Genomic DNA, 13541 nt, shown 5'->3' on the forward strand with positions numbered 1-13541 from the left:
ATTGTTTAAAAGCATGACGTTATTTTATAATTACGGTAATAAAACGTAATATAATAGGAGGGAATAACATGACAGTTGGTGTGAGCTTTAATCAACTTAGTGAAGAAGAAAAGATGCAGCATTTTTTAGATCGTATCAATGCTGGTGAAAAAATTGAACCCGATGACTGGATGCCGGATGATTATCGTCTGCAGCTGATCCGTTTGATTTCCATGCATGGCATTTCGGAAATTATGGGAGCGCTTCCAGAGAAAGAATGGGTACCTAAAGCACCTTCCTTGCACCGCAAGCTTGCAATCATGGCAAAGGTACAGGACGAAATGGGGCATGGCCAATTGCTGCTTCGTGTAGCAGAAGACTTGATGGCGCCGCTTGGAAAGACGCGCCATGATATCATGGAAGACCTTTTTTCAGGGAAACTGAAGTTCCATAACGTTTTCCATATGGATGCACCCACTTGGGGAGATGCTGGAATCATTGCATGGCTCGTAGATGGGGCTGCAATCATCTCTCAAAGTATGATGCTTGATTCTTCTTATGGCCCTTACGCTCGAGCGTTAAAGCGAATTTGTGCAGAAGAAGTATTCCACGCACAGCATGGAGAGAGCATTATTTTAGCGATGGCAGAAGGTTCGCCTGAACAGCGCCAGATGCTGCAGGACGCTCTTAACCGCTGGTGGGAGTCACTTATCATGTTCTTCGGACCGAAATCAGCTAAAGAAACGGGTAACTCGAATGCGGATAAGAACATTATGTACAAAATCCGTACAAAAACGAATGAAGATTTAAGACAAGAATTTTTCACAAAATACATTCCGCGTATCTGGTCGCTCGGACTCACAATTCCTGATGATACGATCCGGTTTGATGAAGAAACTCAAATGTGGATCTATAAGGATGCTGATTGGAGCATGTTTAAGCAGATCGTATCCGGAAATGGACCACAATCTCAAAATCGCTTAGACCTTCGCCGCCGCTCATACAAAAATAACGAGTGGGTACGTGAGGCATTGGCTGCTAAAAAAGCGATCTAACAGCGGAAGGGAGAGACAACCAACGTGAACGAACCGAAAAATGAGTTTTACAACGTATATGAGGTATTTAGCAAAAAAACAGATAAATCACCGTTTCAGCACAGCTTCAGCCTGCTCGCTCCTAACGCTGATATGGCACTCATCATGGCAAAAGAGAACTTTTTCAGAAGAGAGACAGTTGCTGACATCTGGGTTGTAAAAAGAGAGAACATCCGTGGTCTGAATCAGGATGAGAGAGAGATGCTCAAAAGGCTTGATAAGGAGTATAGAGAAACAAAAGGATACGGTTATTTAAAGAAAAAATGGCGTGACTACAACCAGGAGCAGTTTACAGAACAGCACATCCTTGGCGGAAGGGGAGACAATTAATGACACAGGAAACATTGAAGCCACAAGAGAAAGCCGCATTGATCGAGCTCCTCTATCAGATGGGAGACGATGATTTTCTTCTTTCGTTCCGTGGATCTGAATGGCTTGGGCTGGCACCGCATATTGAAGAGGACGTTGCGTTCTCATCCATCTCTCAGGACATGATGGGGCATGCAAATCTTTACTATCGTCTTTTAGAAGACCTTGGAGAAGGGGAAGCAGATAGAATTGCTCACCTTCGTACAACTGATCAATTCCGCAATGCCATCATTTTAGAAGAAGTGAATGGACCGGGAACGTATTTAAAAGAACCTGAGTATGACTGGGCATTTGCTGTAGTCCGCAATTACTTTTATGCGGTGCATAAGCAGATTCGTTTAGATTCGCTTCGCCATTCTTCATATGAGCCGCTGGCAGAGGCGGCAAGAAAAATTATGACGGAACAATATTATCACCTTATGCACTGGGAAGTTTGGTTTAAGCAGCTGATGACGAGCACGGACGAAGCAATCAAGCGCATGAACGCGGCTATTGAAAAGGTTTGGAAAGACTTTGGAGGCGTTCTGACACTTGGTCCTTCATACGCAGATATCGTCAAGGCGAACTTTATTGATGATGAAGCAGTCATGAAAAAGCGCTGGACGAACAAGATGGAAGCAGTGTTTAAAGAAGTGGGAGCAGAATATCCTGGTGAGCCTCGAATGGAAAGAGGCAACGGGAGAAACGGTGTTCACACAGATGATTTAAAACAAGCATTATCTACACTTTCAGAAGTGTATGCTACAAATCCTGCAACTGGCTGGTAAGACGATATTGAAAGGAGATGAACCACGTGTCCGAATTAAAAAACAGCATGACCGATATCGTTATGGACGCGCTTGGGGATGTTAAAGATCCTGAAATCGCCTCCGTCAGCATATTAGACCTTGGTATGATACACGAAGTAGAAGTGACAGATGGAAATGTGAAAGTTTCCGTACTTCCTACCTTTTCGGGGTGTCCTGCCTTGCACATCATCGAACGAGATATCAAAAAAGCCTTAGAAACAGTAGAAGGAATTGAATCGGCAGAAGTGAATTTTGTATTTACACCCTCATGGACGACAGACCGAATCACACCAGAGGGACGTGAGAGATTAAAAGAATTCGGAATCTCTCCGCCGCCGGCAAACCATGTAATGGGTGAGCCATGGGAGATCGACTGTCCATATTGCGGGTCAACATATGTGACGATGGAAAATATTTTTGGTCCGACAGCATGCCGAAGCATCCTGTATTGCAAGTCTTGCAAAAACCCGTTTGAAGCAATGAAACCTGTTGCTGATATGGGGTAGCCACAAAAAAATATGAGGTTAAAAATAGGGAGGAAACACTCATGGTAAAATTAATCGCACTTTACAAAACACCGGAAAACATTGATCAATTCGACGAGCACTATTTTGGACATCATACAGAGATTACAAAAAAGATTCCTGGACTTCGCAAAATGGAAGTAACTAAGATTGTTGGTTCTCCAATGGGGAAAAGCGAGTACCATATTCTTTGTGAAATGTACTACGATGATCATGACGCACTAAAAGCAGCGATGAAGTCTGACGAAGGTAAAGCTTCTGGTAAAGACTTAATGAGCTTTGCAGCAGAACTTGTAACGCTCATGATCGGTGAGGAAATCAATGAGTAATTACGAAACAATCTTAACCTCAGTTGAAGATGGGATTGCCTTAATTCAATTAAACAGGCCTCGTGTTCTAAACGCGATCAACCGGCCGATGGTTACGGAGCTTTTAGATGCTTTTGAAGGATTTGACCGTAATGATGAGGTGAAAGCAATTGTTTTAACAGGTAACCAGCGTGCATTTGCTGCTGGTGCAGACATTGATGAAATGAAAGATGACGACAGCGTTTCTCTTGAACTATTAAATCAGTTCAAAGAATGGGATCGTCTTGCAACGATTAAGAAGCCGATTATCGGTGCTGTTAACGGCTATTGTTTCGGCGGGGGCTTCGAGCTTGCTCTATGTGCAGATATTCTTTTTGCAGCTGAAAACGCGCAGTTTGGATTCCCGGAAATCAAGCTTGGCGTAATGCCGGGTGCTGGAGGAACAGTTAAGCTTACTAAGCTGATGGGCCAGAAAAAAGCATTGGAATGGCTATGGATTGGTGATCCCATGACAGCAGATGAGGCGCTTCAATACGGTGTAATCAACCGGGTTGTTGCACCTGAATTAGTTTTAGAAGAAGCGAAAAAGTACGCAAAACTTGTAGCGTCCAGAGCACCATTATCGGTTCGTTTAATTAAAGAAACCGTCTATAAATCTATCGATTATTCAATTTACGAAGGCATGCAGTTTGAACGAAAAAACTTTTACCTATTATTCTCATCACAGGATCAAAAAGAAGGCATGAAAGCTTTTGTTGAAAAACGTCCTGCAGAGTTTAAAGGGAAGTAGGGGGAAAACCATGTTTGAAACGATAGCTTATGAAACTAGAGGGAAGACGGCTTGGATTACACTGAACCGTCCGGATAAATTAAATGCTTTTACATCGCTTATGCATAAGGAAATGGTCGCAGCGATTAAAGAGGCGAACAAAGACAGCAATGTGAGAGCGGTTGTAATCACAGGTGCTGGGCGCGCTTTCTGTTCGGGTCAGGATCTTTCTGGTTCAACCGACACGGATTATGGTGAAGTTCTCCGCAAAGGGTACAACCCTATGGTGCAGGCACTTGTATCGATGGAAAAGCCTGTGATCGCAGCGGTTAACGGTGTGGCAGCAGGTGCAGGTATGAGCCTGGCATTGGCGTGCGATTTCCGCATCGCGAGCGAGAAAGCGAGTTTTATAGAAGCTTTCATACACGTGGGCTTAGTTCCAGACTCAGGGAACCTTTATTTCTTGCCAAGACTGGTCGGCCACGCTAAAGCGATGGAACTGGCAGTGCTAGGTGAAAAAATCACAGCACAGCAAGCGAAAGAATTTGGTCTCGTAACAAAAGCAGTAACCGAAGAGGATTTCATGCTTGAAGTAGAAACGTTCGCAGAAAAATTGGCAAACATGCCTACGAAAGCAATCGGGCTTATCAAACGTTATTTAAATAAAAGCTGGGAAAGCGATCTGAACGAAGTACTCGAGTATGAAGCGCAAGCACAGAAAATCGCTGGAGAGTCTGAAGATCATCAAGAAGGTCTTGCAGCATTTTTAGATAAGAGAAAACCGGCATTCACAGGAAAATAGACATCTTAGAAAAGGGAGTGGAGAGTATGAGTACAGCAAAAACAGAAATTAAAGCAGTAAAGCGTGATCAATACGATATGATTATTGGAGGTCAAAGTACGGCCGGATCTGAAGGGGAGTATTTTGTTACGTACAACCCTGCTACTGGCGAACCTTTAGCTAAAGTGGCAAAAGCAACGAAAGCTGATGTAGACCGTGCTGTCATCGCTGCTAGAACTGCATTTGAAACAGGAAAATGGAAGCGCTCTCCTGTCAATAAGCGCTCTCGCACAATGAACAAAATCGCGAGCATCATGCGTTCTCGCTTCAACGAACTTGTTGAGCTAGAAATTCTGAACAGCGGAAAATCGTTAAGCGCTGCACAAGGACAAGTGATGCAGGCAATCGAAGACTTCGAATTTTATGCAGGTGCAATCGTAAGCCATCGCGGTGCAGTGAACCCGATGCCAGGGCCGTTCATGAACTACACGTTAAAAGAGCCTCTTGGTGTTTGTGCACAGATCATTCCTTGGAACTATCCGATGATGATGGCAGCATGGAAGATTGCTCCGGCAATCGCAACAGGATGCTCTGTGATCTTAAAGCCTGCGAGCTTAACGCCATTAACTGCGATCGTTATGACAGAGATCTGTCACGAAGCTGGAGTTCCTGAAGGTGTTGTAAACATCATCACTGGCGACGGTTCAACAGTTGGCGCTTATTTAGCTGAACATGATGATGTTGATAAAGTAGCCTTTACAGGTGAGACAGGAACGGGTAAAGATATCATGGCAAAAGCATCACAGACGCTTAAACGTGTGACGCTTGAGCTTGGCGGGAAATCCCCTAACCTTGTTTTTGAAGATACAGATATCGATGCTGCTGTAGATGGTTCATTGTTCGGTATTTTCTATAACACGGGTCAATCATGTGAAGCACGTTCTCGTCTTTACATTCAGGAAAGTGTTTATGAGGCATTTATGGAAAAGTTCGTTGAAAAAGCGAAGAGACTTGTTCTTGGAAATCCGCTTGATCAAGGAACGCATGTTGGTGCGATCATCTCTGAGCGCCAGCTTGAAGTAATCGACGGCTATGTGAAATCTGCTGAAGAAGAAGGAGCAACGATTGCTTTAGGCGGCGGACGTGCTAAAGTGGATGGTTTTGAAAATGGCCACTGGTACTTGCCGACGATCATTACGGATGTAAACGAAGACATGAAAGTGGTTAAGGAAGAAATCTTTGGACCTGTTGTCGTTGTATCCACATTTAAGGATGAAAAAGAAGCGGTTCGTTTAGCGAATAATACAGATTTCGGTCTGGCTGCTGCGATCTGGACTAAGGATCATGCAAAAGCAACACGTGTTGCTGGTATGATTCAGGCTGGAACGATCATGATCAACTCTCCGTTCTCAGCATTCCCAGGTACACCGTTCGGCGGATACAAGCAATCTGGATTCGGCCGTGAGCTTTGTATTGAAACGCTGGACCTTTATACAGAAACAAAGAGTGTCGTTTCCTATACAGGATCTCGTCCATTGAATCCTTTTAATCTGTAAAACTTATAGTTTAAGCTTTGTTGCTCATGGGAGTAGTTGATCTCCGTTTCAGGATGCTCGCTTTCCGCGGGGCGTGCGGTGAGCCTCCTGCCGCTTTGCGCCCTTAGGAGTCTCCACCTGACCGCTCGTCCCGCAGGAGTCTCGCACCTTGCACTTCAATCAACTTGTCAATGAAGCAACAAGCTCCTAAAAGCCTTTAAAAAGACATAAAAAAACAAAAGCGGGCCGTTGTGCTCGCTTTTTATACAAGGTTGTTTTCTAAAAAAATGTTGCTACGAAGAGATTCATTAAAAGCAACAAAAGTATAATCAAAAACGTTAAACACTTGTTTAAAAGAAAGGCAGGAGAGACCATGTTGCAAAATGCAGTAGTCATCGGATCTGGTGTAATGGGGAGAGGAATTGCTTACGTTTGTGCGGTTGGAGGATTTGATGTTCAGCTCGTTGATGTAAAGCAAGATCAGCTGGAAAACGCAAAAAAAGAAATCGATTCTATTTTTTCAAAAGCGGTATCTCGAGGAAAGCTGTCACAAGAGGATGCAAGCGCAGCTCAAGCTAGACTTTCTTATACTGTGCATCTAACAGCAGCTGCCAGTGATGCAGACATAGTAATTGAAGCTGTTCCAGAAAATATAGAGATTAAGCGTGCTGTTTTTGAAGAATTAGACCATTCAGCACCAGAACATTGTGTGCTTGCTACAAATACATCGACGATGAGCCCTACAGAAATTGGGTCATTTACAAAGCGTCCAGAAAAAGTAATTGCGATGCATTTCTTTAACCCTGTTCATAGAATGCCGCTTATAGAAATCGTGCGCGGCCATGAAACGGATGACGAAACGGTTGAGCTTGCAAAAGAAGCTGCTGTAAAAATGGGCAAGGAAACGGTTACGGTAAACGAGTTTCCTGGTTTCGTAACGAGCCGTATCTCTGCCATGATCGGTAACGAAGCGTTTTACATGCTGCAAGAAGGTGTGGGTACACCTGAAGATATCGACAAAGCGATTAAACTCGGACTTAACTTCCCGATGGGACCTTTCGAACTTGGAGATCTGGTAGGACTCGACACACGATTAAATAACTTAAACTACCTTCATAAAACATTAGGTGAAAAATACCGCCCTGCTCCTCTTCTTGTTAAGTATGTCAAAGCGGGAAGACTTGGCCGTAAATCAGGCAAAGGGGTTTATGATTATACAACGGAAGGCAGCGGGGTGAAGAAGTAATGAAAGAAGTCGTTATTGTGGACGCTGTCCGAACACCAATAGGCCGCTATAAAGGTGCTCTAAAGTCAGTAAGACCGGATGATCTTGGTGCAGTCGTTATTTCAGCTCTTTTAGAAAGAAACTCAGCATTGCCTCCATCAGACATTGAAGAAGTTATTTTTGGGAATGCAAACGGAGCTGGAGAAGACAATCGAAACGTAGCCCGCATGTCTGCACTTTTGGCAGGACTGCCGGTTGAGGTTGGTGGAACTACGATCAATCGTCTTTGCGGATCTGGAATGGATGCGGTAATCTATGCTGCGCGAGCCATCATGGCAGGTGAAGGCGATGTATTCATTGCTGGCGGAACAGAGAGCATGACACGGGCACCTCTAGTTATGGGTAAGCCAGAGGTGGAATATCCACGCGGGGATATGAAGATGTTCGATACGACGATCGGATGGCGTTTTGTTAATCCGCTTATGCATGAAAAATTCGGAACAGATTCTATGCCTGAAACGGCTGAGAATGTAGCGAAGAAATATTACATCTCTAGAGAAGCGCAAGATCAGTTTGCATACAGCTCTCAGCAAAAAGCTAAAAAAGCGATGGAACAAGACCGATTTAAAGAAGAGATCGTACCTGTAAGATTAGTTGACCGAAAAGGAAATGAAACGTGGATTTCGAAAGATGAGCACCCTCGTTCAGAAACTTCACTTGAGAAGCTTGGGGCACTTAAACCGTTGTTTAAAGACGGATCTGTTACCGCAGGAAACGCTTCAGGGGTAAATGACGGAGCATCCGCGCTGTTATTAATGAGCCGTGAAAAAGCGGATGAGCTTGGGCTTAAGCCGTTAGCAAGGTATGTATCTTCAGGTGTGGCCGGTTTAGAGCCTGAGATCATGGGTGTTGGACCGATCGAGGCATCACGTAAAGCATTAAAACGTGCAGGCTTATCTGTGACTGATCTGGACTTGATCGAATTGAATGAGGCATTTGCATCACAATCTTTGGCATGCATGAATGAACTTGGACTGGATTCAGAAAAAGTAAACGTAAACGGCGGTGCCATCGCATTCGGTCATCCGCTTGGAGCAAGCGGTGCAAGGATTTTGACGACGCTGATCCATGAAATGAAAAAGCAAGGATCACGATACGGTCTTGCCACAATGTGTATTGGTGTAGGACAGGGAATCGCTTCTGTTGTTGAAGCCATTAATGAGTAGGAGGATTATCCGATGAGTGCCATTTTATATGAAGTAAAAGACCATGTTGCCTATGTAACATTGAATCGTCCTGAGGTATTGAACTGTTTTAACTACGCGACGCTAAAAGAACTTGAAGAGACAGTCGAAGACATCCATCACAACAATGACGTTCGTGTTGTTATTTTTACAGGAGCAGGAGAGAAAGCATTCAGTGCAGGTGCTGATTTAAAAGAGCGCCGTACGCTGACAGAATCTGAAGTTCGACGTAACGTACGTAAGATTCGAGATGTGTTTTCAGCGGTAGAAGCTTTGCCTCAGCCTACAATCTGTGCGATCAACGGCCACGCGTTTGGCGGAGGATTTGAGCTTGCGCTTGCTTGTGATCTTCGCGTTTCTGTAAGAGAAGCTTCTATGGGGCTTACTGAACTTAGCTGGGCAATCATTCCTGGAGCAGGCGGAACGCAGCGCTTGCCAAGATTGATCGGTCAGGCAAAAGCGATGGAGCTAATTTTAACAGCGAAAAAGATGATGGCTGAAGAAGCGTTCTCGTATGGTATCTTAAACCAGGTAACATCCAGAGAAGAATTGATGGCTGTCTGTGAGAACTATGCAGCGCTTATCATGAAGAATGGGCCTGTTGCGGTACAGCAAGCAAAATATGCGATCAAATATGGAAGCGAAGTTGATCTTCAGACAGGCTTGGCTATCGAGGCTAAAGCGTACGAAGTGACGATTCCGACAAAAGATCGAATGGAAGCACTTGTTGCTTTTGGAGAAAAAAGACCACCTGTATTCAAAGGAGAGTAACTTGTTTTCGCTCATATTGTTCTGGTAGGATTGTACAGACAATTACAGGTACAAATGAGGTTAAATACAATGCAAAACAGTTTAAACACACGTTCCATGATTTTTACCCTTTATGGGGATTATATCCGGCATTATGGAAGTGAAATATGGATTGGCAGTCTGATCCGTCTTTTAGAAGAGTTTGGCCATAATGAACAAGCTGTAAGGGCAGCAATTTCAAGAATGAACAAACAGGGATGGATCGCTGCTAGAAAGCAAGGAAACAAGAGTTATTATTACTTAACCGAACGCGGAAAAAAGCGTATGGATGAGGCTGCGAAAAGGATATTTAAAGTGCAGCAGGAACCATGGAACGGGGAATGGCTGATGTTCACCTACACCATTCCTGAAGAAAAAAGAAGCATTAGGGATGAACTTCGTAAAGAGCTTGTGTGGAGCGGCTTCGGGCTCCTGGCAAATAGCTTTTGGATTTCGCCTCATCAGTCTTCTGAACAGGTTCAATTGATGATTGATAAATATCAGATCGAAGACTACGTTCATTCATTTACGGCCGTTTATAATGGTCCTAATGAAAATGAAAAGCTCGTATCTGAGTGCTGGGATCTCAATGATATCAACACGAAATACAATGAGTTTATCGTGACGTACTCACAAAAATATGTGATTGATAAGAATAAGATCGAAAAAGGCGAAATGACGGACGGGGAATGCTTTGTTGAACGGACGAAGCTTGTTCATGAATACCGCAAGTTCCTTTTTATCGATCCAGGTTTACCTCAGGAACTGCTGCCTGCTGAATGGCTTGGTGATCATGCGGCATCTTTGTTCAGTGATTACTACCGAGCACTTGCCGGACCTGCAAGCCGTTTCTTTGAAAGCATCTATTCAGATGGGAATGCCCTAAAAAAGAATTCGGAATTTGATGCACTGAATCATCCTTTGATTCAGGAGAATCGGTCTTAGTAGTATGCTGTTTTCTAAAAGGTCGTTACTTATGGATGCTTTTAAGTTCATCGTTGAATAGTTGATTGGAGCGCAAGGTGCGAGACTCCTGGGGGATTAGCGGGACAGGTGAGACTCCTAACGGTGCAAAGCGCAGAGGAGGCTCACCGCACGCCCCCCGGAAAGCGAGTACCTGGAGCGGAAATCAACCACTTTCAATAGCAACAAAGGTTAACCAAAAAGCACTTTCGCATCTATGAACGAAAGTGCTTGCTTGTTTTTTACTTTTTAAGTTCAGCGGCAAATTGCTTTCCTTTTTCGTAATACGTGTCGATAGTGAGCTTGATTAGCTTTAAGTCCTCATCGTTCAGTTCTCGGATGACTTTGCCGGGTGAACCCATAACCATGACCCTCGGCGGGATTTTTTTGCCTGGAGGAATCAATGTGTTTGCACCTATAAAGGCTTGTTCACCGATTTCGACACCATCGAGGATTGTTGAACCCATGCCAACAAGCGCACCTTTTTTTATCGTACAGCCATGGAGAATGACGTTATGCCCGATTGAAACTTCATCTTCAAGAATAAGCGGAAATCCTTCGTAGAGGTGAAGTGTACAGTTATCTTGAACGTTTGTTTTTTTACCGATTGAGATAGGACCTTCATCACCGCGAAGGACGCTGTTGAACCAGATGCTTGCCCCTTCACCGATTGTTACGTCTCCAATGACGTGGACACCTGGAGCTATAAAAGCGCTTTCATGAACTTCTGGAGTTTTTCCGTTAAATGAGTATTTCATATGAGCCTCCCTGGATAATAGGTTGATAGGTTCAGTATAACAAAGGAACAAAAGAGAGGTGGAAAATTTGAATCCGGTTTGCGAAAAGTTAAACATAAAGTTTCCGATTATCCAAGGCGGAATGGGAAACGTTAGTAACGCAGAGCTTGCTTCAGCCATCTCAAACGCTGGGGGATTAGGGACGATCGGTGCCGGGACGATGCCAGTAATTGAGGTTGAAAAGCTGATTGTTGCAACAAAAGGGATGACAGAGCGCCCATTTGCTGTTAATGTACCTTTAACTGTAGCATCAGACGTTAAGGAAATTCTTAAACTTTTGATCAAACACAACGTTCAAGTCGTTTCCCTTTCAGCAGGTAATCCCGCGCCTTACATACCGAAATTAAAGGAACACGGAATTAAAGTGATTACGGTGATTGCATCCGTCTATCATGCGAAAAAAGCCGAAGCAGCAGGTGCAGATCTACTGGTTGCAGAAGGTTATGAAGCAGCAGGGTTAAACTCGCCGTATGAAACGACGACAATGGTTCTGCTTCCGCAAGTTAGCAGAAATGTTTCCATTCCTGTCATAGCAGCGGGGGGAATTGCTGATGGAAGCGGATTAGCAGCAGCTTTTGCTCTTGGTGCTCAAGGTGTGCAAATGGGAACACGTTTTATTGCGACAAAAGAAGCTCCGTTTCATGAGATCTATAAGACATCTCTCCTGCAAGCCGATGATACGAAAACGATGATCGTCGGACGTTCAATAGGAAAGATCCGGAGAATTTACGATACGCCTTATGCCCAAAAGCTGATTCAGCTTGAAAAAAATGGCGTTACACAAGAAGAGTTTCTTGAACATACAACGGAAGACCGTCATATTTTAGGGGCAGTAAAAGGTGATTTGGAGAATGGTTTTATTAACAGCGGGCAGGTTGCGGGTGCAATTACAGACATTCCAACCGTGAAAGAACTGCTTGAAACGATGATGAAAGAAGCGAAAGAAACAGTTAGTTTGTTAAACAAACGTTTAATATAGGCTAGTTGTATTTGTAACAGAGGGGGAAGTTCAGATTATGAATCAGCAAGATCAGTGGACATCGAAGTTAGCCTTTATTTTAGCAGCAGCAGGATCCGCAATCGGACTCGGAGCGATTTGGAAATTTCCTTATGTAGTGGGGACAAGCGGTGGAGGAGCGTTTTTCCTTATCTTTTTATTGTTTACTTTTTTAGTAGGTTTTCCACTTTTAATGGCTGAATTTGTAATCGGCCGCGGAGCTCAGAAGGAAGCTATTTCAGCTTACCGTACACTTGCGCCAGGATCAGCCTGGCCATGGCTCGGACGCATGGGTGTAGTAACTGCATTTATTCTATTATCCTTTTACAGTGTAATCGGCGGATGGATCGTACTTTATCTAGGCAAGAGTTTTTCAGGTGATTTTTTCAAAAACGATTTTGGGGCAATGTTTGGAGAATCTATCTCAAGCCCTTGGCCTGTTTTGATTTCACAGTTTATCTTTATGATCATTACAATCTTTGTTGTTAGCCGAGGAATTAAAAACGGTATCGAAAAAGCAAACCAGATTATGATGCCTGCTCTATTCGTTTTGTTTGTTGTTTTAATTGCACGTTCATTGACATTGGACAATGCGATGGAAGGTGTAAAATTCTTCTTGTTTCCTGACTTTTCAGAGATCGGCGGAGACGATATTCTTTTCGCGCTTGGCCAGTCATTCTTCTCTTTAAGTGTCGGTATTTCAGTAATGGTAACGTACAGCTCATATTTAGGTAAGAACGAAAGCTTAACGAAATCTGCTACAACAATTGTTTTGCTTAACGTATTAATTTCATTGCTTGCTGGATTGGCAATCTTCCCAGGAGTATTCTCGTTAGGACTTGAGCCTGCAGAAGGACCGGGATTATTGTTCGTAGTACTGCCGGCAGTGTTTGAACAGATCGTCTTTGGACAATTTTTCTTTATCATTTTCTTAGCTCTTTTCTTGTTCGCAACATTAACATCAGCGTTCTCTATGCTTGAAATCATTGTTGCATCGATCACAAAAGGTACTTTAACGAACCGTGCAAAATGGTCTTGGATCATCGGATTGCTTATCTTTGCTGCAGGTATTCCTTCAGCACTTTCAATGGGTGTACTGTCTGATGTGACTCTGTTCGGCAAGACGATCTTTGATCTATTAGACTACTTGGTTAGTAATATCTTGCTTCCGCTTGGTGCTCTATTTATCGCACTATTCGTTGGATATCGATATCCAAAGGATCTATTGCTTCAAGAGTTTAAAGCAGGGTCATCCGTTACGGTTAAAGGATTTGCATTATGGCTCATGTTAGTCCGCTACATTGTGCCAGTAATTATTTTCATTGTTTTCCTCAACACGCTTGGCGTATTTAAAATGATCACAGGCTGATCTCATTGAC

General features: G+C 43.6%; 15 protein-coding genes. 14 read left to right on the forward strand and 1 reads right to left on the reverse strand.

From position 1 onward, the window contains the following. Positions 1-68 precede the first annotated feature (68 nt). From paaA to paaX, 12 genes are all read left to right on the forward strand, one after another. Positions 69-1034 carry a 1,2-phenylacetyl-CoA epoxidase subunit PaaA gene (gene paaA, locus ACFQ4X_RS00845; protein ID WP_379832689.1) on the forward strand — a complete coding sequence of 322 codons (966 nt, stop codon included), beginning with the start codon at positions 69-71 and terminating at the stop codon, positions 1032-1034. 24 nt (positions 1035-1058) lie between these two features. Continuing rightward, on the forward strand, positions 1059-1403 hold the full coding sequence (gene paaB / locus ACFQ4X_RS00850; RefSeq protein ID WP_077363378.1) for a 1,2-phenylacetyl-CoA epoxidase subunit PaaB: 345 nt from the start codon (positions 1059-1061) through the stop codon (positions 1401-1403). Continuing rightward, entirely contained in the window at positions 1403-2209 is an 807-nt protein-coding gene (paaC, locus tag ACFQ4X_RS00855) for a 1,2-phenylacetyl-CoA epoxidase subunit PaaC (RefSeq protein WP_379832690.1), read from the forward strand. The genes paaB and paaC overlap by 1 nt, the downstream gene beginning before the upstream one ends. A gap of 26 nt (positions 2210-2235) precedes the next feature. Continuing rightward, the gene (paaD, locus tag ACFQ4X_RS00860) at positions 2236-2736 is read left to right on the forward strand and encodes a 1,2-phenylacetyl-CoA epoxidase subunit PaaD (RefSeq protein ID WP_379832691.1); all 501 of its coding nucleotides are present in this window, start codon (positions 2236-2238) and stop codon (positions 2734-2736) included. 41 nt (positions 2737-2777) lie between these two features. After that, positions 2778-3083: an EthD family reductase gene (locus ACFQ4X_RS00865; protein ID WP_066286672.1), complete on the forward strand. Its 306-nt coding sequence runs from the start codon at positions 2778-2780 to the stop codon at positions 3081-3083. Beyond that, positions 3076-3852 (forward strand): enoyl-CoA hydratase/isomerase family protein, encoded by a 777-nt coding sequence (locus ACFQ4X_RS00870; RefSeq protein WP_379832692.1) that lies wholly within the window; start codon positions 3076-3078, stop codon positions 3850-3852. Before ACFQ4X_RS00865 ends, ACFQ4X_RS00870 begins: the two co-directional genes overlap by 8 nt. A 10-nt stretch (positions 3853-3862) precedes the next feature. After that, complete coding sequence (locus ACFQ4X_RS00875; protein WP_379832693.1) at positions 3863-4633, forward strand: enoyl-CoA hydratase-related protein; 771 nt, start codon at positions 3863-3865, stop codon at positions 4631-4633. A gap of 26 nt (positions 4634-4659) precedes the next feature. After that, entirely contained in the window at positions 4660-6168 is a 1509-nt protein-coding gene (locus ACFQ4X_RS00880; protein ID WP_379832694.1) for an aldehyde dehydrogenase family protein, read from the forward strand. A gap of 352 nt (positions 6169-6520) precedes the next feature. Then, the gene (locus ACFQ4X_RS00885) at positions 6521-7393 is read left to right on the forward strand and encodes a 3-hydroxyacyl-CoA dehydrogenase (protein ID WP_379832695.1); all 873 of its coding nucleotides are present in this window, start codon (positions 6521-6523) and stop codon (positions 7391-7393) included. Next, entirely contained in the window at positions 7393-8598 is a 1206-nt protein-coding gene (locus tag ACFQ4X_RS00890) for an acetyl-CoA C-acyltransferase (protein WP_379832696.1), read from the forward strand. Before ACFQ4X_RS00885 ends, ACFQ4X_RS00890 begins: the two co-directional genes overlap by 1 nt. A gap of 12 nt (positions 8599-8610) precedes the next feature. Further along, the gene (locus tag ACFQ4X_RS00895) at positions 8611-9387 is read left to right on the forward strand and encodes an enoyl-CoA hydratase-related protein (protein ID WP_379832697.1); all 777 of its coding nucleotides are present in this window, start codon (positions 8611-8613) and stop codon (positions 9385-9387) included. Positions 9388-9456: 69 nt separating this feature from the next. Next, positions 9457-10350: a phenylacetic acid degradation operon negative regulatory protein PaaX gene (paaX, locus tag ACFQ4X_RS00900; RefSeq protein ID WP_066286689.1), complete on the forward strand. Its 894-nt coding sequence runs from the start codon at positions 9457-9459 to the stop codon at positions 10348-10350. Between the two features lie 260 nt (positions 10351-10610). On the opposite strand, the gene ACFQ4X_RS00905 is transcribed toward paaX, so the two are convergent. Next, positions 10611-11126 carry a gamma carbonic anhydrase family protein gene (locus tag ACFQ4X_RS00905; RefSeq protein WP_379832698.1) on the reverse strand — a complete coding sequence of 172 codons (516 nt, stop codon included), beginning with the start codon at positions 11124-11126 and terminating at the stop codon, positions 10611-10613. A gap of 67 nt (positions 11127-11193) precedes the next feature. On the opposite strand from ACFQ4X_RS00905, the gene ACFQ4X_RS00910 reads away from it, so the two are divergent. Both ACFQ4X_RS00910 and ACFQ4X_RS00915 read left to right on the forward strand, forming a co-directional pair. Further along, the gene (locus ACFQ4X_RS00910) at positions 11194-12144 is read left to right on the forward strand and encodes an NAD(P)H-dependent flavin oxidoreductase (protein ID WP_379832699.1); all 951 of its coding nucleotides are present in this window, start codon (positions 11194-11196) and stop codon (positions 12142-12144) included. 37 nt (positions 12145-12181) lie between these two features. After that, positions 12182-13531 carry a sodium-dependent transporter gene (locus ACFQ4X_RS00915; RefSeq protein ID WP_379832700.1) on the forward strand — a complete coding sequence of 450 codons (1350 nt, stop codon included), beginning with the start codon at positions 12182-12184 and terminating at the stop codon, positions 13529-13531. Positions 13532-13541: the final 10 nt, after the last annotated feature.

The sequence above is a fragment of the Fictibacillus halophilus genome (assembly GCF_042680145.1).
GTDB lineage: Bacteria > Bacillota > Bacilli > Bacillales > Fictibacillaceae > Fictibacillus > Fictibacillus halophilus_A.

Excerpts from the sequence above, each read along its gene's own strand:
- ACFQ4X_RS00870 (WP_379832692.1), top strand. The coding sequence starts at position 3,076 with ATGAGTAATTACGAAACAATCTTAACCTCAGTTGAAGATGGGATTGCC.
- ACFQ4X_RS00895 (WP_379832697.1), top strand. The coding sequence starts at position 8,611 with ATGAGTGCCATTTTATATGAAGTAAAAGACCATGTTGCCTATGTAACA.
- ACFQ4X_RS00880 (WP_379832694.1), top strand. The coding sequence starts at position 4,660 with ATGAGTACAGCAAAAACAGAAATTAAAGCAGTAAAGCGTGATCAATAC.
- ACFQ4X_RS00905 (WP_379832698.1), bottom strand. The coding sequence starts at position 11,126 with ATGAAATACTCATTTAACGGAAAAACTCCAGAAGTTCATGAAAGCGCT.
- ACFQ4X_RS00890 (WP_379832696.1), top strand. The coding sequence starts at position 7,393 with ATGAAAGAAGTCGTTATTGTGGACGCTGTCCGAACACCAATAGGCCGC.
- paaA (WP_379832689.1), top strand. The coding sequence starts at position 69 with ATGACAGTTGGTGTGAGCTTTAATCAACTTAGTGAAGAAGAAAAGATG.
- ACFQ4X_RS00915 (WP_379832700.1), top strand. The coding sequence starts at position 12,182 with ATGAATCAGCAAGATCAGTGGACATCGAAGTTAGCCTTTATTTTAGCA.
- ACFQ4X_RS00885 (WP_379832695.1), top strand. The coding sequence starts at position 6,521 with ATGTTGCAAAATGCAGTAGTCATCGGATCTGGTGTAATGGGGAGAGGA.
- ACFQ4X_RS00875 (WP_379832693.1), top strand. The coding sequence starts at position 3,863 with ATGTTTGAAACGATAGCTTATGAAACTAGAGGGAAGACGGCTTGGATT.
- paaX (WP_066286689.1), top strand. The coding sequence starts at position 9,457 with ATGCAAAACAGTTTAAACACACGTTCCATGATTTTTACCCTTTATGGG.
- ACFQ4X_RS00865 (WP_066286672.1), top strand. The coding sequence starts at position 2,778 with ATGGTAAAATTAATCGCACTTTACAAAACACCGGAAAACATTGATCAA.
- paaC (WP_379832690.1), top strand. The coding sequence starts at position 1,403 with ATGACACAGGAAACATTGAAGCCACAAGAGAAAGCCGCATTGATCGAG.